The sequence below is a fragment of the Bradyrhizobium sp. Unk1 genome (assembly GCF_059512345.1).
In genome coordinates, this window is sequence record NZ_JCAMOP010000010.1 from 158687 (window position 1) to 178620 (window position 19934).

Below are 19934 nucleotides of genomic sequence, written 5' to 3' on the forward strand. Positions count from 1 at the left end.
GGTCCCAAGCGTAGCGTACCTCGCCCTACGACGCGCGGCGCGGCTGATGCATCGCCCTCTTCCGCCGTCCCATCCGCCACAGCGTCAGGTTCCAGCCGATGCAGGTGGCGAGCGCGCAACTCAAGCCGATCGCCGAGCCGAACTGCGTGACGGCGACGTGCAGCACCGCAATTGCCAGACCGAAGCCGAGCAGGCCCCAGGCGGAGTTGGCGAGGACGGCGGCGGTCGGCGGTCCGCCGATGCGCGGGTGCAGGATCACCATCATGCTGGTGAACACGATCGGATAGAGCGCGATGACGCCGCTCACCCGCGGGCCGACCCAGCCCGAGGTCGAGACCACGATCGCAACCAGCGTCGCGACCAGCGAGGCGCGGAACGGGATGTCGTACCATCGGCGTGTCACCAGCGGCATCTTCACATGGCGATATTTTGCGAGCAGCGGAATGCAGATGCCGAAGGCGACCAGATTCACGGCAAGTCCCGCCGTCAAGGTCCAGTCGAACAGACGGATGATGGAGGCCAGCACGATCCACACCGCGACCGCACTGCCGACGCTCGCCGGAAAACTGTGCCGCTGCGCCTGTACGACATAGGTGAGCCCCATGAAGATCGTCGCCGCGTTGACCGGAAGGCTCGACAGCGCGCCTTGCGCGATGAAGGCGGCGTCGTGGTCGAGCGCGAGGAAGACGTAGGAAGGACCGGCCGAGATCGGCAAGGTCGCCACCAGTCCGCCGATCACCGGACCGGTGCGCTCGGCAATGAACGACGCTGACACGACGAATGCCGCGGCGATCGCCATGCGCAGGACGAGGAGGATGATGAAGTGGAGCTCGGGGGGCATTCCGCGCGGTGCTCTTTACCCTCCCCTGGAGGGGGAGGGTCGGTTCGCAGCGCGTCAGCGGTGCGAGACGGGGTGGGGTGATCTCTCAACACGGGCAGTGTGCGACGTGGAGAGACCGTCACCCCACCCCGCTCGCGCTGCGCGCGATCGACCCTCCCCCTCCAGGGGAGGGTAAGAACCTTAGATCCGCTGCATCGACACCGAAACCTTCGGGCCGTTCTTGATGGTCTGGTAGACCACGCAATAGCGCTCGGTGAGTTTGAGCAGGAGATCGAGCTTGTCCTGCGGTGCGTCGGTGTCGACCTCGAAGCGCAGGCGGATCTCGGCGAAGCCGACCGGGGTCTCCTTGTCGACGCCGAGCGTGCCGCGGAAATCGAGATCGCCTTCGGCATAGACGTTGCCGGTCTTGAGCGGGATCTCGATGGCGGTCGCGACCGATTTCAGCGTGACGCCGGCGCAGGCGACCAAGGCTTCGAGCAGCATGTCGCCGGAGCAGAGTTCGAGGCCGGAGCCGCCGGTCGCGGGATGCAGGCCCGCCATCGCGATGGCGCGACCGGTCTCGACCTTGCAGGCGATGCCTTCGCTGTCGGTCGAGCCCTTGGCCTTCAGCGTGATCATCGCCGTCTTGGGATCGGTCTTGTAGCGTTCCTTGATCGGGGCCTGCATCTGGCGCAGTGCTGCGGCGTCCATCTTGTTCTCTCCCGGAAAAATCGTCCCTCGATGTACCGGCTCAGAGAGAAAATGTCACCACCACATGGCCTGACCGGGACCCTGGGTTGCGTCACGGTCAGGCACGTTGCGATCGAGCGAACGGTCGAGTGACGTCAGCACACTTCGCTTGAAATTCTCGAACAGCGGCGAATTGCGGTCGCGCGGCCGGCCGAGATTGATCTCGATCTGGTCGAACAGCCGGCCCGGCCGCGGCCGCATCACCAAAACGCGATCGGCCAGCACCACGGCCTCGTCGACGTCATGTGTGACGAGGATGAGCGTCGGCCGCGTGTCGGCCCAGAGGTCGAGCAGATGATCCTGGAGATCCCTGCGGGTGAAGGCGTCGAGCGCCGAGAACGGCTCGTCGAGCAGCAGCACTTCCGGCTGCGGCACCAGCGCACGTGCAATCGCGACACGCTGCGCCTGCCCGCCCGAGAGCTCGCGCGGCCAGGCCTGCGCCTTGTCGGCGAGGCCGACGCGAGCGAGCGCGCGCGCCACCTTCTCGCGCCGCTCGGCCGCGGGCAGGTCGGCAAGGCCGAAGCCGATATTGTCGGCGACGCTGAGCCAGGGCAAAAGCCGCGGCTCCTGGAAGATGATGCCGATTTTTGCGTGCGGCGAACCGATTGCCTCGCTGTCGAGCGTCACCGTGCCTGCGCTCGCGCTGTCGAGGCCGGCAATGGCGCGCAAGAGCGTGGACTTGCCGCAGCCGGAGCCGCCGATGATGGCGACGATCTCGCCCTGTTTGATCTCGGCGGAGAAGCGCGCCAGCGCCTGCACGCCGTTGGGATAGGTCTTGCTGACCCGGTCGAGCGCCAGCATCACGTTACGCTCCCTTCGCGCGCCCAAAGGCGTCCTGCCAGCGCAGGAACGGCGCGGCCGCGACCTCGATCAGCCAGTCGGTGAGCTTGCCGAGGATGGCGAAGATCACGATCGCGGCCAAAATCTGCGCGGGCTTGCCGAGCTGCTGGCCGTCGAGCAGGAGATAGCCGAGGCCTTCGGAAGCGCCGATCAGCTCGGCCGCCACCACGAACATCCAGCCCAGGCCAAGGCCGACACGCAAGGACACCACATAGGCCGGCAGCACCGCAGGCAGCAGGATGCGGCGGATCATGGCGAACCCGGAGAGGCGGAAGGTGCGACCGACCTCGACGATCTTGCGATCGACGGAAAGGATCGCGCCCATCACGCCGAGATAGACCGGGAAGAACACGCCGACCGCGATCAGCGCGATCTTGGAGGTCTCGAAGATGCCGAGCCAGAGGATGAACAGCGGCACCCAGGCCAGCGAAGGGATTGCACGTAGCGCCTGCACGGTCGGATCGAGCAGCCGCCGCGCCAACGACCAATAGCCGGAGATGGCACCGAGCACGGTGCCCGCGATCACGCCGAAGGCGAAGCCGAGACCGACGCGCCACAGCGTTGCGGCGATGTGGCGGACCAGCTCGCCGGAGCGCGCAAGCTCGGTGATGGTCGCAAACACGCGCGAGGGCGGCGGCACCAGACGGCCGTTGGACCAGCCGAGCCAGACCACGAGCTCCCAGGCGAGCGCGAGGATGAGCGGCAGCAAGATCCCCAACATCGGCCGCGCATAGCGCGCGAGCCGCGAGGGTGCGGCGCTTTCGGCCGGTTCCGAGGTCTGTTGCAGCACTGGCGCGTCGGAGATCATGGCCGGTAGGAAGCGCGTCTGGTCGGGGAATGCAAGGGCGCCTCTTACCCTCCTCTGGAGGGGGAGGGTCGGCTCATGTTGAGCGAAGCGAGACATGAGACGGGGTGGGGTGACGGTCTCTCCGCGTCGAACAGTATCCGTGTGGAGAGATCACCCCACCCCGCTCGCGCTACGCGCGATCGACCCTCCCCCTCCAGGGGAGGGTAAGAAGATCAATTCGTTGGCAGCGGGACCTGGTCGTCAATCAGGGCATCCAGCGTCGCCTTCACGTCGACCTTGGCATCGACGACGCCGGCCTGCTGGAGGGCAAGGCCGGCGGCGAGGATCGACTCGCGCTGGGGTGCGCCGATGCGGCTGTGGGTGAGCTCGGTGCGCTCCTTGAGCTGCTTGTCGACGACGGCGTCCGGCAGCTTGGTCACGGCGATGAAAGTCTTCTTGAGATCATCGTAATTCGCCAGCGAATATTTGCGCGCCTCTTCATACACCGCGAGCACGCGGCGGGCGGCGTCCGGGTAGTCTTTCAAAAACTGCTCGCGCACATTGAGGATACCCCAGGTGTTGGCATCCGCCTTGCGATAGAACAGTTTTGCACCTTCCTCGACCTCGGCCTGCGCCATCATCGGATCGAGGCCGGCCCAGGCGTCGACGTCACCGCGGATCAGCGCGGTCTTGCCGTCGGCGTGCTGGAGCAGCACCGGCGTGATATCCTTTTCAGTCAGGCCTGCACCGAGCAGCGCGCGCACCAGGAAGATGTGCGGATCGGTGCCGCGCGTCACCGCGACGCGCTTGCCCTTGAGATCGGCAACGCTCGCGATCTTGGAGTCCTTGGCCGTCACCAGCGCGGTCCACTCAGGGCGCGAATAGACGTAGATCGACTTGATCGGGTTCCCGTTGATCTTCGCCACCAGCGCCGCCGAGCCCGCGGTCGAGCCGAAATCGATCGAGCCGGCGTTGAGGAATTCTAGCGCCTTGTTGGAGCCGGCCGACTGCACCCAAATGATGCTGATGCCGTCCTTGGCGAATTCCTTCTCCAGCAGACCCTTCTGCTTCAGGACCATCGACACTGGATTGTAGGTCGCCCAGTCGATGCGGATTTCCTTGAGCGGATCCGCCGCCCGTGCCGCAGGGGTCATGGCGAGCGCAACAGCCCCCGCCAACAGAATGCGTCGCGTAATCCCGGTCATGCCCAGCCTCCTCAAAAACTTCATTGTTTTTCAATGAGTTATTTCTAGAGGTCAACGAGAAAATCGCTATCCCGAAAGCCCGTCGGCTGAGAACAGATTTGCTCAAAGCGGGGCTTTTCCAGCATGGAACGACTATTGCCAGAGAATGGCGGGTGACAGCGCCTGTCACCTCTTATATCCGGTGAGACATGGACAGCGTCACGACTGAGCACAAGCCAGAGGTGGACGATCGCTTCGACACCGCGCGGATCACCGCCGCGGTCGATGCGCTTGCCGAGAAGCATCAGGGACGTGAGGACACGTTCCGCACGGCCATGGCGCAATTGCTCAAGGCCGAGCTGATCGCGGCGCGCGCCGCGGCGCAGGCGATCCTGCTGAAGGACCGTCATGGAAGGCGCTGCGCCGAGCGGCTGTGCCACGTGCAGGACGAGATCATCCGCATCCTGTATTCGGCGGCGACCCGCCATCTCTACCGCTCGCCGATCCCGAGCGGCGCGGAGCGCATGGCGGTGGTCGCGACCGGCGGCTATGGCCGCGGCCTGATGGCGCCGGAATCCGACATCGATCTCTTGTTCATCCTGCCCTACAAGCAGACCGCCTGGGGCGAGCAGGTGGCTGAGGCCATTCTCTACTGTCTCTGGGACATGGGGCTGAAGGTCGGACACGCCACGCGCTCGGTCGATGAATCGATCCGGCAGGCGCGCGGCGACATGACCATCCGCACCGCGATCCTGGAAACGCGCTTCCTGACCGGCGACCAGCCGCTCTATGACGAATTGGTCGCGCGCTTCGACAAGGACGTGGTGCAGGGCACGGCATCCGAATTCGTCACCGCAAAGCTCGCCGAGCGCGAGGAGCGCCATCGCCGCGGCGGCCAGTCGCGCTACCTGGTCGAGCCCAACGTCAAGGACGGCAAGGGCGCCCTGCGCGACCTGCACACGCTGTTCTGGATCGCCAAATACGTCTACCGCGTCCGTGATACCGACGAGCTGGTCGAGCGCGGCGTGTTCGACGCGCAGGAATACCGCACGTTTCGCCGCTGCGCCGACTTCCTCTGGTCGGTGCGCTGCAATCTGCACTTCTACTCCGGCCGCGCGGAGGAGCGCCTCTCCTTCGATCTCCAGCGCGAGATCGCGGTCCGGCTCGGCTACACCTCGCATCCCGGCATGCAGGACGTCGAGCGCTTCATGAAGCACTACTTCCTGGTCGCCAAGGAAGTGGGCAACCTCACCGCCATCCTCTGCGCCAAGCTCGAGGACCAGCAGGCCAAGCCCGCGCCGGTGCTGAGCCGGATGATGGCGCGGCTGCGCCCCGCCCCCGCGAAGCGCCGCGTCCCCGACAGCGACGACTTCCTCGTCGACAACAACCGCATCAACGTCGCCGCGCCCGACGTGTTCAAGCACGATCCGGTCAATTTGATCCGGATCTTCCGCCTGGCGCAGAAGAACAACCTCGCCTTCCATCCGGACGCGATGCGCGACGTGACGCGCTCGCTCGGACTGATCAACGCGCAGCTGCGCGAGAACCCGGAAGCCAACCGGCTGTTCATGGAGATCCTGACCTCGGACAACGCCGAGATCGTGCTGCGGCGGATGAACGAGACCGGCGTGCTCGGCCATTTCATCCGCGCCTTTGGCAAGATCGTCTCGATGATGCAGTTCAACATGTATCATCACTACACCGTCGACGAGCATCTGATCCGCTGCGTCGGCTTCCTGCAGGACATCGAGCGCGGCGGCTTCGAGGAGTTCACGCTCGCCAGCGATCTCTTCCGCAAGATCCGGCCCGAGCACCGTGCGGTGATCTACATCACGACGCTGCTGCACGACATCGCCAAGGGACGGCCGGAGGATCACTCGATCGCGGGCGCCAAGGTGGCGCGCCGGCTGTGCCCGCGGCTCGGCTTCAGCGCGGCCGACACCGAGCTCGTGGCCTGGCTGATCGAGGAGCATCTGACGATGTCCACGGTCGCGCAGTCACGCGACCTCTCCGACCGCAAGACCATCGAGAACTTCGCCGCCGTGGTGCAGTCGGTCGAGCAGATGAAATTGCTCACGATCCTGACCACCGCCGATATCCGCGGCGTCGGCCCGGGCGTGTGGAACGGCTGGAAGGCGCAGCTGCTGCGCTCTCTGTATTATGAGACCGAACCGGTGCTGACCGGCGGCTTCTCGGAAGTCGACCGCGGCAAGCGCCTGACGGCCGCCTACGCCGAATTCCGCATGGCCTTCGCCGAGTGGCCGGCGGACGAGCTCGATGCCTATATCGGCCGGCACTATCCCGCCTATTGGCTCAAGGTCGAGCTGCCGCGAAAGATTCGCCATGCCCGCTTCGTCCGCTCCAGCGAACAGGCCGGCCACAAGCTCGCGATCAATGTCGGTTTCGACGAGGTGCGCGGCGTCACCGAGCTGACGATCTTCGCCGCCGACCATCCCTGGCTGCTCTCGATCATCGCCGGCGCCTGCGCCTCGGCCGGCGCCAACATCGTCGACGCGCAGATCTACACCACGACCGACGGCCGCGCGCTCGACACGATCTCGATCTCCAGGGAATACGACCGCGACGAGGACGAGGGCCGGCGCGCCACGCGCATCGGCGAGATGATCGAGGACGTGCTGGAAGGCAAGCTGCGTCTGCCCGAAGTGGTGGCGCGGCGCACCGTGCGCAGCAAGGCGCGGCCGTTCGTGATCGAGCCGGAAGTGACCATCAACAACCAGTGGTCCGACCGCTACACGGTGATCGAGGTCTCCGGCCTCGACCGCCCCGGCCTGCTCTACGAGCTGACCACAGCGATCTCGAAGCTCAATCTGAACATCGCCTCGGCCCATGTCGCGACCTTCGGCGAGCGCGCCCGCGACGTGTTCTACGTCACTGACCTCCTGGGCGCACAGATCAACGCGCCGACGCGCCAGTCCGCAATCAAGAGCGCGCTGACCCACGTGATGGCCGGCGACAAGGCGGTTGCTGCACCGGCGGCGTGAGGCCAATCTCTCGGTCCCAAAATGATTGTTGACCCATGGCTGATTTTCTTCCGGTCGAGTCTTTCATCATCCAACGACTCGAACAGGGCGGACGGCGCGCGATCGAACGTCGTGCCGACCTTACCGACATTCCGATCGCTGATTTCGTCTCGCTTCAAGACGCGGAAGAATGGGTTGCCTGGAAACAGGGAACTCCGAGGATCAACCCCAATAGTACGTGACGCTTCGGCTCAGACCTCAACCCCCTCATGTCTGAGCAGCCAGCGCTTGCGCTCGAGGCCACCGCCATATTTCACCAGCGAGCCGTCGGCGCCGATCAGGCGGTGACAGGGCAGCACCACGCTGATCGGGTTGGAGCCGTTGGCATGACCGACGGCGCGAATGGCTTTGGGCATATCGATCCTTGCGGCCAGCGTGCCATAGCTCATCGTGGTGCCGGCAGGGATCTTTGCCAACGCGGTCCAGACCTTCTGCTGGAACGGCGTGCCGGCGATGCGCCATGCGACGCCCGAGAGCTGGCCGAGATCGCCTTCGAAATATGCTGACAGCGCGGTCTTCATCGCCGCCGGCGCGGACCGATCAACCAGGTCCACGGCGCCGTAGTGCAGGCGCAACAGCTCGCGCATGCGGGGCTCGTAGTCTTCCCAGTCGAGCGCGCGCAGCGCACCCTCGGCATCGGTGACGAGCAACGCGATCCCGATCGGCGTCGTCAGGCGATCGAGGCCGAATCGTTCAGGCGGTTTGGTTGATCGAACGGGCATTGCGACACCAGGCCATCGAAACACGCCATCGCACTTGCCATGCCGGCCGTGCTAACGTCCACCCGAAAGCTGACGCTTTGGGGGGCTCAACTTGATTCTGATCACCAATATCCTGGTGGCGCTGGTCGCCGCACTTCACGCCTACTTCCTGATCCTGGAGATGTTTCTCTGGGACAAGCCGCTTGGCTTGAAGACATTCCGCAATACGCCTGAAAAGGCCGAGATCACGAAGGTGCTGGCGGCCAACCAAGGGCTCTATAACGGCTTCCTCGCCGCCGGCCTGATCTGGGGCCTCGTCCACGGCAACCCTGCCTTCGCGTTCCAGATCAAGGCATTCTTCCTGCTCTGCGTGATCGTGGCCGGCGCCTACGGCGCGGCGACCGTCAGCACCCGCATCCTGCTCGTGCAGGCGCTGCCGGCGGCGATCGCGCTGGTTGCGCTGCTTCTGACCTGATCCTCTTGACCTGAGACGCTACGGCGCAGCGTCGCGATCCTTGCGCGGCGCCGGACCTTCCTCCACACTCTCCGACAGCGATGGCGACCGTTGCAATCAACGGGAAAAGACCGTCGACCGGAAATTCCGTCAGGAGGAACAACCAAGATGAACAATCGCAGAGCCTTCATAGCTGCCACGGCGGCGCTCGCCTTCGCGTTCTCCGCCAGCCAAGCCCTCGCCCAGAAGAAATATGACACCGGCGCGACCGACACCGAGATCAAGATCGGCCAGACCGTGCCGTTCTCCGGCGCCTATTCCGTCTACGCCAATATCGGCAAGACCCAGGCCGCCTATTTCAAGATGATCAACGATCAGGGCGGTATCAACGGCCGCAAGATCAATTTGATCCAGTATGACGACGCCTATTCGCCGCCGAAGACGGTCGAGCAGGTGCGCAAGCTCGTCGAAGGCGACGAAGTGCTGTTCACCTTCCAGATCATCGGCACGGCCGCGAACGCCGCCGTGCAAAAATATCTTAACGGCAAGAAGATCCCGCAGCTGCTGGCCTCCACCGGCGCCGCACGCTTCAACGATCCGCAGAACTATCCCTGGACCATCGCCTATAATCCCAACTACGTGTCTGAGGGACGCATCTACGCCAAGTACATTCTCGCCAATCACCCCAATGCCAAGATCGGCGTGCTCTACCAGAACGACGACATGGGCCGCGACTATCTCGCCGGCCTCAAGAGCGGCCTCGGCGACAAGGCCGCCGGCATGATCGTCGGCGAGGTGTCCTACGAGGTCACCGACCCGACCGTCGACTCGCAGGTGGTCAAGCTGAAGTCGCTCGGCGCTGATCTTTTCTACGATGCGTCGACGCCGAAGTTCGCGGCGCAGGCCATCAAGAAGGTGGCCGAGCTCGGCTGGACGCCGGTGCACATCCTCGACATCAATGCGAGCCCGATCTCGGCGACGCTGAAGCCGGCCGGCCTCGACATCTCCAAGGGCATCATCTCGACCCAATACGGCAAGGAGCCGAGTGATCCGCAGTGGAAGGACGATCCGGGCGTGAAAGCGTTCTTCGCCTTCATGGACAAGTATTTCCCCGAAGGCGACAAGCTCAACACGGTCAACACCTATGCTTATTCGGTCGCCGAGTTGCTGACGCAGGTGCTGAAACAGTGCGGCGACGACCTGTCGCGTGAGAACGTGATGAAACAGGTCGCCAACATCAAGGACTTCACCCCGAGCTTCGCGCTGCCCGGCATCAAGATCAACACCGGGCCGAACGATTATCGCGTCAACAAGCAGATGCAGATGATGAAGTTCAACGGCGAGCGTTGGGAGCTATTCGGCCCGATCATCGAGGACAACGGCCCCGCGGGTTAGTAACTGCGTAGGGTGGATTAGCCCTGCAGATGCGCAAAGCGCATCTGCTCGGCGTAATCCACCCTTCGACATCCGTGGCAACAGAAGTGGTGGGTTACGCCTGGCGGACTGCGCTTCGCGCAGCCGCAAGACTGACCCACCCTACGAACTGCGCGTCTCCACCCACCTTGCGTTGCAGCAACGCCTCATCCACAATCGCCCTCAGCGGTGACGTCCTGTGCGCAAGCGCACCCGGGCAGATCATCGGCAATAACAAACTGAGGAAATTGCGAATGAGGAATGGAATGCTGCATCTGGCCACGGCAACGGCGCTGACCCTGGCGCTGTCGGTCACCGCGGCCAGTGCCCAGAAAAAATATGATCCGGGCGCCAGCGACACCGAGATCAAGGTCGGACAGACCATGCCGTTTTCGGGACCGGCGTCGGCCTATTCGTCGATCGGCAAGACCCAGGCCGCCTATTTCAAGATGATCAACGACCAGGGCGGCATCAATGGTCGCAAGATCAATTTGATCCAGTATGACGACGCCTATTCGCCGCCGAAAGCCGTGGAGCAGATCCGCAAGCTCGTCGAGAGCGACGAGGTGCTTCTGACTTTCCAAATCATCGGCACGCCCGTGAACGCGGCCGTCCAGAAATATCTCAATTCCAAGAAGGTGCCGCAGCTGTTCGCAGCGACCGGCGCCTCGCGGTTCACCGATCCGAAGAACTTTCCATGGACCATGGGCTACAATCCCAACTACTTCGTCGAAGGCCGAATCTACGGCCAGTACATTCTGAAGGAGCATCCGGCCGCCAAGATCGGCGTGCTCTATCAGAACGACGACCTCGGCAAGGACTATCTGAACGGCATCAAGGCCGGCCTCGGCGACAAGGCCGCCAAGATGATCGTGACCGAAGCGTCCTACGAGGTGTCCGATCCCACGGTCGACTCGCAGATCCTCAAGATCAAGGACGCCGGCGCCGATTTGTTCTTCAGCGCCACAACGCCGAAGCAGGCCGCACAGGCGATCAAGAAGATCGCCGAAATGGGCTGGCATCCGATCCAGATCGTCGACATCAACGCCACCTCGGTCGGTGCGGTGCTGAAGCCGGCAGGCCTTGATGCGGCCAAGGGCCTGATCAGCGTCAACTACGGCAAGGAACCGCTCGATCCGACCTGGAAGGACGACGCCGGCCTGAAGAAGTATTTTGACTTCATGGCGAAGTACTATCCGGACGGCGACAAGGACTCGAACTTCAACACCTACGGTTATGGCACAGCCCAGCTCCTGGTCCATGTGTTGAAGCAGTGCGGTGACGATCTGACGCGCGAGAACGTCATGAAGCAGGCAGCGTCGCTGAAGGACGTCACCAGCGACATCGCGCTGCCCGGTATCAAGGCCAACACCTCGGCGACCGACTACCGCGTCAACAAGCAGCTTCAGATGATGAAGTTCAACGGCGAACGCTGGGAGCTATTCGGCCCGATCCTGGAGGACGCGGGCCCGGCGGGTTAGTGGCTGCTTGAATTGCGCGATGTGATCGGCGGCCTTCTGGCCGCCGATTCTTTTGAGCTTGGCTCAATCCATCACCGTCACCCTGAGGTGGCCGCCTCTTCAGCGGCCCTCGAAGGGCGACGGCCCGGCTGGTCGCAGCGTAGAAGCATCGGGGCCTTTCATCCTTCGAGGCTCGCAAGAGCTCGCGCTTCAGGATGACGGATAGAGATTGGTGCCTACTCCGGTATTTCTCCAAAGTTCTTCCCGACCGGCAGCACCGCGTGCCGGATCAGCCGTGAATCCTCCACCGCGGCCTGGCGATGCTTCACCGCTTCGCGATAGACGGGATCGCGGATCATCTCGACGAAGGCGGCAACGCTTGGATATTCGGCGATGAAGCAATGGTCCCAGTGCTCCTCTTGCGGGCCGATCAGCATCAGCTCGAATTTGCCCTGCCAGACGATGCGGCCGCCGAGGCGCTCGAACACCGGGCCGCTCTCGCGGCCATAGGCTGCATAGGCTTCCGCGCCGCTCGCCTTGCGGCCGTCGGGATAGGCTGCCTCTTCGCGCAAACGCACCAGATTGAGCATGTGGATCGGGCCGGGGCGATCGTTGTCCCGGAACTGCGCAAAAATCTCCTTGCTCGGATCGATATGGCCCATGCCGGTTCCCTCTTGTTTATGTCGGCGATCCTAGCTCTGCCGCCTGGCGAGCGGAACTGCGGCAGGCGAATGCCGCACCTCCTAATCGCGCGTTAAGCTCTGGGTAACCGGGCCTTAAACAGCGACCGGTAGCGTGCGACGAGGCGGGCTGACCGGGCGTTTTGCGTATGGCGTGGGGAAAGAAAAAGGGTGGGCGGAAGGAGCCATTGTTCGGCTTGCCTGCTGCGCTCGCCGATCTGCGCCTGACCGCGGCCGACCGCGTCCCCGGCGGCGAGGACAAGCCGAAGAAATCAACGAAACCATCCGCCAAGCGCAAGAGCGAGGATGCCGGCGACGAGCCGTCGCGCGAGCGGAAGGCACCAGCCGGCCGCAGCGGCGCCAAGCGCCGGTCGAAATCGGGCGGAGGCTTCAGCCTCGGCCGCCTCGTCTATTGGGGTGCGGTGCTCGGCCTGTGGGGCGTGATCGCCGTGATCGGCGTCGTGATCTATGTCGGCGCCCATCTGCCGCCGATCCAGTCGCTGGAGATTCCCAAGCGGCCGCCGACGATCCAGATCGTCGGCATCGACGGCAGCATGCTGGCGCAGCGCGGCGAGATGGCCGGCGCCAACGTCTCGCTGCAGGACCTGCCGCCCTATCTGCCGAAGGCCTTCATCGCCATCGAGGACCGCCGTTTCTACTCGCATTTCGGCATCGACCCGATTGGCATCCTGCGCGCCCTCGTCACCAACGTGCTCCATCGCGGCGTCTCGCAGGGCGGCTCGACCTTGACGCAGCAGCTCGCGAAAAACCTGTTCCTGACCCAGGAACGGACCATGGCGCGCAAGCTCCAGGAGGCGGAGCTCGCGATCTGGCTGGAGCGCAAGCATTCCAAGAACGAGATTCTGGAGCTCTATCTCAACCGCGTCTATTTCGGCTCGGGCGCCTATGGCGTCGAGGCCGCGGCGCAGAAATATTTCGGCAAGTCGGCGAAGAACGTCACCGTCGCCGAGGCCGCGATGCTGGCCGGCCTCGTCAAATCGCCGTCGCGGCTGGCGCCGAACCGCAATCCCGAAGGCGCGGAAGCGCGCGCGCAAATCGTGCTCGCGGCGATGGCGGATGCCAAGTTCATCACCGACGCGCAGGCGCAGGCCTCGATCGGCCACCCCTCCTACAACGTGAAGCCGGCCGGCGCCGGCACGGTCAACTACGTCGCCGACTGGATCGGCGAGGTGCTGGACGATCTGGTCGGCCAGATCGATGAGAGCATCAAGGTCGAGACCACGATCGATCCGAAGCTTCAGAGCGTGGCGGAAGCCGCCATCATCGACGAGCTCGCGGCCAAGAGCGTCAAGTTCAATGTCAGCCAGGGCGCGCTCGTGGCGATGACGCCTGACGGCGCGGTGCGCGCCATGGTCGGCGGGCGGAACTATTCCGACAGCCAGTACAACCGCGCGGTCACTGCGAAGCGCCAGCCGGGCTCCTCGTTCAAGCCGTTCGTGTACCTGACCGCGCTCGAGCAGGGGCTGACGCCGGACACGGTGCGCCAGGACGCGCCGATCGAGGTCAAGGGCTGGAAGCCCGAGAACTACACCCATGAATATTTCGGCGCGGTGACGCTGACGCAGGGGCTGGCAATGTCGCTCAACACCGTCGCCATCCGCCTCGGTCTCGAGGTCGGGCCGAAGAACGTGGTGCGGACCGCGCACCGGCTCGGCATCTCCTCGAAGCTCGAGCCCAATGCCTCGATCGCGCTCGGCACCTCCGAAGTCTCGGTCGTCGAGCTGGTCGGCGCCTATGCGCCCTTCGCCAATGGCGGCTTCGCCGTGGCGCCGCACGTCGTCACGCGGATCAGGACGCTCAGTGGCAAGCTGCTCTACATGCGGCAAGCGGAAGAGCGCAACCCGGTCATCGACCCGCGCTATGTCGGCATGATGAACACGATGATGCGGGAGACGCTGATATCAGGCACCGCCAAGAAAGCGGAGATCCCCGGCTGGCCGGCGGCCGGCAAGACCGGTACCAGCCAGGATTACCGCGACGCCTGGTTCATCGGCTACACCGCCAACCTCGTCACCGGCGTCTGGCTCGGCAATGACGACAACTCGCCGACCAAGAAGGCGACCGGCGGCGGCCTGCCGGTCGAAGTCTGGTCCCGCTTCATGCGCACGGCGCACGAGGGTGTGCCGGTGGCCGCCTTGCCGAACTCGCAAGCGACCTGGGGCCTCTCGAATCTCGCGCAGGCGGCATCGCAGGTATCGCCGCCGACGGCAACGACGGCGCCAGGGCCGGCACCGGCGAGCAGCGGCGGCTATCGCCCGCCTCCGACGCGCGCCAATGTGCGGCCGGAAGCCGCAGCAGGCCTCGACGGCTGGCTGATGGACCGGCTGTTCGGCGGAAATCGGTAGCCTCGAGCTGAGGTCCCCAGGGCCTCAAAACAAAAAACGTGAAAACAACCCCATGCACAGTAGCCGGTGATATCCGGCGCGATGCGCGGTGAAGCTCGCGAACTCATTGGCGCGTCAGAGCATTCGGTCGCCAGCGCGCAAGGCGTGGCGGCAGCATAGCATTTGACGATTGAGTGGACCGAATGCAGCTGCAATGCACGCATTCGAACTCATTCGCGCGATGCCACAGTCCGCGGTTCCCAAAGGCAAGTCCTGCCTATGGCGGCAAGATTTACCGACGCCGGGAAGTTTCCGAACGCCAAAACACCAGTCTCTTCAAAGCTCCGACATCGGCCCAGGAATTGCTCTCTTAGGTTGAGTCGCGAAGACTCGGGTTTAGTGGGAAGGAGCGTTCCATGATTTCAGGCCTGTCCAACCCGGCATCGAGCTATCTGCGTCCCTCATCAACGTCCAATTCAAACCCGACATCGGGTGTCCTCTCGGAGGCGCCCGCCGAGACCGACGCAGCGACCAGCGCACCTGGAATTGACGTGTCGCAGCTCAAGCCGCTGCAAGGCGCCAAGCCGATCTCGGTGGCGGATAACCCGGTCCTGCGCGACCTGATGGCAACGAATTGGCTGATGACCCACGGCGCGAGCGCGACTCAACCGGCCGTCTCGGACGATGCGCCTGAGAATACCTATGCCCAGGTGAAGGTTGACGGCAAGGTGGTGGCCACTCTGTACAATGGCGGGTCCTCGACGATGACCAACGCGGCGGCCGCAAAGATCGGCAAGCTCGAGGATCCTCCCGGTCTGAGTGGACCCGATCTGGCGCAATGGCGAGCCGACAATTACGCCAAGCTGCTTGGCGGCTCCGTCGAAAAAGCGTCCACCGCGATCACGCAATCGCAATGGACACCGCGTCAAAGCAATTCTGCGATCTATAGCCGCGATCAACTCGACGCGGCCTTCCAGGCGAGGCTGGCCGAGGGTCAGAAAGCCAGCGCCCAATTGCAATCGTTCTATCTCGCGTCACGGGCGCAGCCGGGAGCAAGCGCGGATTACAGCGCCTGATCCGAGCGACGAATTGATACCGCGGGTCAGCTGTCGTCCGCTGTCATTCTCCGCCACCGGGTCTCGCCTTCGGCGAGCCCGATGACGGGCTCCAACGGGGAATCCGGTACGCCGCGGCGTTTCGGCTCAACAACAACAGTCTCTGGAATACTGGGTCGCCCGGTCAAGCCGGGCGACGACAGTCAGTGTTGGGCTAGCAGCGCGCCCTAATTCTCGACGCCGTAGCGGTGCAGGTCGTTGCCGTGCGTGTCGAGCCACTTCTTGGCGCGCTCCATCGACGGGCAGACCTTTCCGCAGACGCGCCAGAACCGCGCCGAGTGGTTCATCTCGACGAGATGGGCGACCTCGTGCGCGGCGAGGTAGTCGAGCACGTAAGGCGGCGCGAGGATCAGGCGCCAGGAGAACGACAGCGAGCCCGCCGAGGTGCAGGAGCCCCAACGGCTGGACTGATCGCGGATCGAGAGGCGCTTGACCTTGACGCCGAGCTCGACGGCATAGGCCTCCGCCGAGCGCTGGAGATCGTGGCGCGCCTCGCGCTTGAGGAAGTCGCTGACGCGGCGGTCGACATATTCGACCCCGCCGGCGACGCAGAGAATGCGTTCACCGCTGTCGCGCACTTCCGTCCAGACCGTGCCGCGCGTGCCGGCACGATGAACGATACGATGGGGGTTGCCGCGTAGCGGTATCACTGTGCCGGGTTGGAACGGCGCAGCCTTCGGCAAACGCCCGAGACGCGCAGCGATCCACGCACCGTGACGTTGCGCGAAGTCCTTGGCTTCGGCCAGCGTGCCGCGCGGCGGGATGGTGAGGATGGCTTCGCGATCGCTCGGATGGATTCTGAGCGTGTAGCGGCGCGCGCGGCGGTGCCGGCGCAATCGAATCGCAAAAAACTGCGATCCATGGGTGATGACCAAGGTCTTCGGCTCGTGGGGCCGCCGATAGAGAAGTGCGCGAGTGGCCATGTCTGTCAGTCCGGGGGGCAGGAGGGCGCCCGGATTCTGCCATAACCGCCGCCAGGGAAAGCGCTCGGCGCAAAAACAAATCATTTGCCCAATATACAGCGGTCCAGCGTCCGGGAGACCCTACAGACTGGGGTTGGAACCCGGTTTTTTCGCCCCCGCTGGACGCATGCGGCACCCCCAAGGGGTGAGGTAGGAATCACTCCTACAAAGCTACCTAAATACCGCGAATCTGGAGGGAACCAGCCCCTGCTGGAACCCCCGGCGAAGTGTTGATTTTCAGCGGGAAAGCCGAAAAACGCGCTTATTCGGCCGCGAGAGCCTGCAACGAGCTCGGATTCGCAGCCGAGACCATGAAGTCATGGATGCGCGGCACGATTTCCGACTTGAAGCGCGAGCCGTTGAACACGCCGTAATGTCCGACGCCCTTCTGGACGTAATGAACGCGGCGATGATCGGGGATCGAGCTGCACAATGTGTGCGTTGCTTCGGTCTGACCGAGCCCGGAGATGTCGTCGTTCTCGCCTTCGACCGTCATCAGCGCCACGCGCGTGACCTTCGAGGGGTCGACGCGTGTTCCGCGATGGGTCATCTCGCCCTTCGGCAGCGAGTGCTTCACGAATACGGTATCGACCGTCTGCAGATAATACTCGGCGGAGAGATCCATCACCGCGAGATATTCGTCGTAGAAGTCGCGATGCTTGTCGACGAGGTCGCCGTCGCCCTTCACCAGGTTGGCGAACAGGCGCTTGTGGGCGTCCATGTGCCGGTCGAGGTTCATGCTGATGAAGCCGTTGAGCTGCAGGAAGCCCGGATAGACGTCGCGCATCATGCCCGGATGCGGGAACGGCACCTTGGTGATGACGGTGTTGCGGAACCAGTCGATGCCGCGCTCCTGGGCGAGCTTGTTCACGCCCGTCGGATTGCGGCGGGTGTCGATCGGGCCGCCCATCAGCGTCATCGAGGTCGGCACGAAGGGATCGCGCCGCGCTTCCATGATCGAGACGGCGGCAACGACGGGAACGGAGGGCTGGCACACCGCCATGACATGGGTGTTGCCGCCAAGGACGTGCAGCATCTCGATGACGTAGTCGATGTAGTCGTCGAGATCGAAGCGGCCTTCGCTCAGGGGCACCATGCGGGCGTCGGCCCAATCGGTGATGTAGACCTCATGCGCCGGCAGGAAAGCCTCGACCGTGCCGCGCAGCAGCGTCGCGTAGTGGCCGGACATCGGCGCCACGATCAGCACCCGCGGCTGCGGGCTGCGCAAGGGACGAGCGAACTTGCGATCGAAGTAGAGCAGGTTGCAGAACGGCTTTTCCCAGACCGAGCGGACCTCGACGGGGACGCGGATGCCGTTGACCTCGGTGTCGTTGAGACCCCATTCCGGCTTGCCGTAACGGCGCGTGGTGCGTTCGAACAATTCACAGGCCGCGGCGACCGACTTGCCGACCTCGGTGCGCGCCCACGGATTGAGGGGGTTCTGAAACAGGAGCTTGGTCGCGTCGGTGACCGCACGCGCCGGATTGAGAGAGGCCTGCGCCATCTCGTACATCCAGTACATCGGCGTCGTCAGGACCGGACTGCCTTCGGCCGCCAGGGGCGGCGCGCCGCCGAACTCACCAATAGGCATCGTTATATTCCTCTTCGCATCGCAGCATACTGCCGAATGCGTAATATTGCGTCAATGCATGGTTCCGTACATCTACGGGCCCTGAACGGCCAAACCAGCCTGAATCCACGGGAAAGTGAGGTTATTCACCGCTCGAGAGCAGCGAGCCGTGCTTCTTGGCGCTCCGCAAAAGGGCAAGGAATGCCCCAAAAGATGCAACCAGCAGCACCGCATTGATGGCCAACGCACTCAACATCAGATCGGTCCTGAAGGTGTGTTCGATCAGGAGTGTCCGCATTCCCTCGAACACATAGGTCGGCGGCAGCGACCAGGCGACGTATTGCAGCCATGCCGGCAGCACGCTGACGGGATAGTAGACGCAGGCGAGCGGCATGATGGCGAACATCAGGGTCCAGACGATGCTCTCGGCGCCGAGGCCGTTTCGCAGCACCAGCCCCGAGACGAAGATGCCGACCGCCCAGCTGGTGAAGATCAGATTGCAGAAGAACGCGATCAGCGGCAGGCCGAGGGCGTAGACGTTGAAGTGAAACAGGAACAGCGCGAGCAGCGTCATCGGGATGACGCCGATCGCGAGCCGGATCATGCTCATGATCATCAGCGACAGCAGAAACTCGATCGGCTTCAAGGGACTCATCATGAGGTTGCCGATGTTGCGGGCCCACATCTCCTCCAGGAACGAGATCGAAAAGCCGAGCTGGCCGCGGAACAGAATGTCCCAGAGGATGACGGCGCCGATCAGCGTGCCGCCGGCGCGCGCGAAGAAATTGGCGTTCTCGGCGATGTAGAGCTGGAGAAAGCCCCAGGTGATGACCTGGAGCGCGGGCCAATAAAGCAGCTCAAGCAGCCGCGGCCAGGACGACATCAACAGATACCAGTAGCGCAGGATCATCGCGCCGATGCGATGGATGGAAATGCCGCCGTGGAGGGAGAGCTCGGTCATCGCGCCGCCTCCTTCGCACCGTTCACCCGCCCGCGCGCGACGTCCAGGAACACCTCCTCCAGCGTGGTGCGGTTGTAGCGCGCCATGATGGCCTCCGGCGTGTCGTCGTCCTCGATGCGACCGCGCTTCATGATGATGACGCGGTCGCAGAGCCGCTCGACCTCGAGCATGTTGTGCGAGGCCAAAAGGATGGTGGCGTTGTTCTCCTTGCGATAGCGCTCCATATGCGCCCGCACCCAGTCGGCCGTATCCGGGTCGAGCGAGGCGGTGGGCTCGTCCAGCAGCAGCAGCTCGGGCTGGTTGATCAGCGCCTTCGCCAGCGCGACGCGGGTCTTCTGCCCGGCGGAGAGCTTGCCGTTGGCGCGGTCGATGAATTCGGTGAGATCGAGCTCGTCGGCCAGCCTGGCGATGCGATCGGAGACGTCCTTCACCGCATAGAGCTTGCCGAACACGGTGAGGTTCTGCCGCACCGTGAGCCGCATCGGCATGTCGACATAGGGGCTCTCGAAATTCATCCGCCCCAGCACCGCCGCGCTCTCCTCCGGCATCCGATGCCCGAGCACCTGCACGCGGCCCGAGGTCGGCAGCACCAGGCCCATGATCATCGCGATGGTCGTGGTCTTGCCGGCGCCGTTGCCGCCCAAAAGCCCGGTGATGCTGCCGCGCGGCAGCGAAAAGGAGATATCGTCGACGGCGCGGGTCTGCTTGTAGACCTTGACGAGGTGATCGACCGCAATGGCCGCAGAGGAGCCGCGCTCCGCGACAGTCGGCGGACTTGAAGCTTTGTCGTTCCCGGTCATGCTAGCCGTTCTTCTGCTATTGCAGCGGGGAGCGCAAGGCTTGTAATCCGG

At 64.0% G+C, this 19934-nt stretch carries 18 protein-coding genes; 7 read left to right on the top strand and 11 right to left on the bottom strand.

Annotation, left to right across the window (positions count from 1 at the left end; genetic code table 11):
• Positions 1-25 precede the first annotated feature (25 nt).
• From AC5ZFO_RS15145 to AC5ZFO_RS15165, 5 genes are all read right to left on the bottom strand, one after another.
• Positions 26-841 (bottom strand): hypothetical protein, encoded by an 816-nt coding sequence (locus tag AC5ZFO_RS15145; RefSeq protein WP_282522541.1) that lies wholly within the window; start codon positions 839-841, stop codon positions 26-28.
• 180 nt (positions 842-1021) lie between these two features.
• Positions 1022-1531 carry an OsmC family protein gene (locus AC5ZFO_RS15150; protein WP_014491112.1) on the bottom strand — a complete coding sequence of 170 codons (510 nt, stop codon included), beginning with the start codon at positions 1529-1531 and terminating at the stop codon, positions 1022-1024.
• Positions 1532-1585: 54 nt separating this feature from the next.
• Complete coding sequence (locus AC5ZFO_RS15155; protein ID WP_282522542.1) at positions 1586-2371, bottom strand: ABC transporter ATP-binding protein; 786 nt, start codon at positions 2369-2371, stop codon at positions 1586-1588.
• Between the two features lie 4 nt (positions 2372-2375).
• Positions 2376-3218 carry an ABC transporter permease gene (locus AC5ZFO_RS15160; RefSeq protein WP_496122207.1) on the bottom strand — a complete coding sequence of 281 codons (843 nt, stop codon included), beginning with the start codon at positions 3216-3218 and terminating at the stop codon, positions 2376-2378.
• A 212-nt stretch (positions 3219-3430) separates the two neighbouring features.
• Positions 3431-4402 (bottom strand): aliphatic sulfonate ABC transporter substrate-binding protein, encoded by a 972-nt coding sequence (locus AC5ZFO_RS15165; protein WP_282522544.1) that lies wholly within the window; start codon positions 4400-4402, stop codon positions 3431-3433.
• A 188-nt stretch (positions 4403-4590) separates the two neighbouring features.
• Here AC5ZFO_RS15165 and AC5ZFO_RS15170 point away from each other — a divergent pair, with 188 nt between their 5' ends.
• Together AC5ZFO_RS15170 and AC5ZFO_RS15175 are read left to right on the top strand one after the other, a co-directional pair.
• Positions 4591-7383, top strand: coding sequence for a [protein-PII] uridylyltransferase (locus tag AC5ZFO_RS15170; protein ID WP_282522545.1), 2793 nt, complete (start codon positions 4591-4593; stop codon positions 7381-7383).
• A gap of 35 nt (positions 7384-7418) precedes the next feature.
• Positions 7419-7604 carry a hypothetical protein gene (locus AC5ZFO_RS15175; protein ID WP_282522546.1) on the top strand — a complete coding sequence of 62 codons (186 nt, stop codon included), beginning with the start codon at positions 7419-7421 and terminating at the stop codon, positions 7602-7604.
• A gap of 9 nt (positions 7605-7613) precedes the next feature.
• Here the strand turns inward: AC5ZFO_RS15175 and AC5ZFO_RS15180 are convergent, their stop codons facing one another.
• A complete protein-coding gene (locus AC5ZFO_RS15180) occupies positions 7614-8144 on the bottom strand; it encodes a methylated-DNA--[protein]-cysteine S-methyltransferase (protein ID WP_282522547.1) in 531 nt (176 codons plus the stop codon).
• Positions 8145-8241: 97 nt separating this feature from the next.
• Here AC5ZFO_RS15180 and AC5ZFO_RS15185 point away from each other — a divergent pair, with 97 nt between their 5' ends.
• The 3 genes from AC5ZFO_RS15185 (at position 8242) to AC5ZFO_RS15195 (ending at position 11471) form a co-directional block, all read left to right on the top strand.
• Complete coding sequence (locus AC5ZFO_RS15185) at positions 8242-8598, top strand: DUF1304 domain-containing protein (RefSeq protein WP_282522642.1); 357 nt, start codon at positions 8242-8244, stop codon at positions 8596-8598.
• Positions 8599-8745: 147 nt separating this feature from the next.
• Positions 8746-9972: an ABC transporter substrate-binding protein gene (locus tag AC5ZFO_RS15190; RefSeq protein WP_282522548.1), complete on the top strand. Its 1227-nt coding sequence runs from the start codon at positions 8746-8748 to the stop codon at positions 9970-9972.
• A gap of 272 nt (positions 9973-10244) precedes the next feature.
• Complete coding sequence (locus AC5ZFO_RS15195; RefSeq protein WP_496122208.1) at positions 10245-11471, top strand: ABC transporter substrate-binding protein; 1227 nt, start codon at positions 10245-10247, stop codon at positions 11469-11471.
• Positions 11472-11686: 215 nt separating this feature from the next.
• Here the strand turns inward: AC5ZFO_RS15195 and AC5ZFO_RS15200 are convergent, their stop codons facing one another.
• Positions 11687-12112: a DUF1330 domain-containing protein gene (locus AC5ZFO_RS15200; RefSeq protein WP_282522550.1), complete on the bottom strand. Its 426-nt coding sequence runs from the start codon at positions 12110-12112 to the stop codon at positions 11687-11689.
• Positions 12113-12279: 167 nt separating this feature from the next.
• Between AC5ZFO_RS15200 and AC5ZFO_RS15205 the strand changes: the two genes are divergently transcribed.
• The gene (locus AC5ZFO_RS15205) at positions 12280-14496 is read left to right on the top strand and encodes a transglycosylase domain-containing protein (protein WP_282522551.1); all 2217 of its coding nucleotides are present in this window, start codon (positions 12280-12282) and stop codon (positions 14494-14496) included.
• A 395-nt stretch (positions 14497-14891) separates the two neighbouring features.
• Positions 14892-15551 (top strand): hypothetical protein, encoded by a 660-nt coding sequence (locus AC5ZFO_RS15210; protein WP_496122209.1) that lies wholly within the window; start codon positions 14892-14894, stop codon positions 15549-15551.
• 206 nt (positions 15552-15757) lie between these two features.
• Here the strand turns inward: AC5ZFO_RS15210 and AC5ZFO_RS15215 are convergent, their stop codons facing one another.
• From AC5ZFO_RS15215 to AC5ZFO_RS15230, 4 genes are all read right to left on the bottom strand, one after another.
• Entirely contained in the window at positions 15758-16597 is an 840-nt protein-coding gene (locus tag AC5ZFO_RS15215; protein ID WP_282522553.1) for a M48 family metallopeptidase, read from the bottom strand.
• Between the two features lie 217 nt (positions 16598-16814).
• Complete coding sequence (locus AC5ZFO_RS15220) at positions 16815-18143, bottom strand: polyhydroxyalkanoate depolymerase (protein ID WP_282522554.1); 1329 nt, start codon at positions 18141-18143, stop codon at positions 16815-16817.
• Positions 18144-18264: 121 nt separating this feature from the next.
• Positions 18265-19083: an ABC transporter permease gene (locus AC5ZFO_RS15225; RefSeq protein ID WP_282522555.1), complete on the bottom strand. Its 819-nt coding sequence runs from the start codon at positions 19081-19083 to the stop codon at positions 18265-18267.
• Entirely contained in the window at positions 19080-19883 is an 804-nt protein-coding gene (locus AC5ZFO_RS15230; protein WP_282522556.1) for an ABC transporter ATP-binding protein, read from the bottom strand. The genes AC5ZFO_RS15225 and AC5ZFO_RS15230 overlap by 4 nt, the downstream gene beginning before the upstream one ends.
• Positions 19884-19934 lie beyond the last annotated feature (51 nt).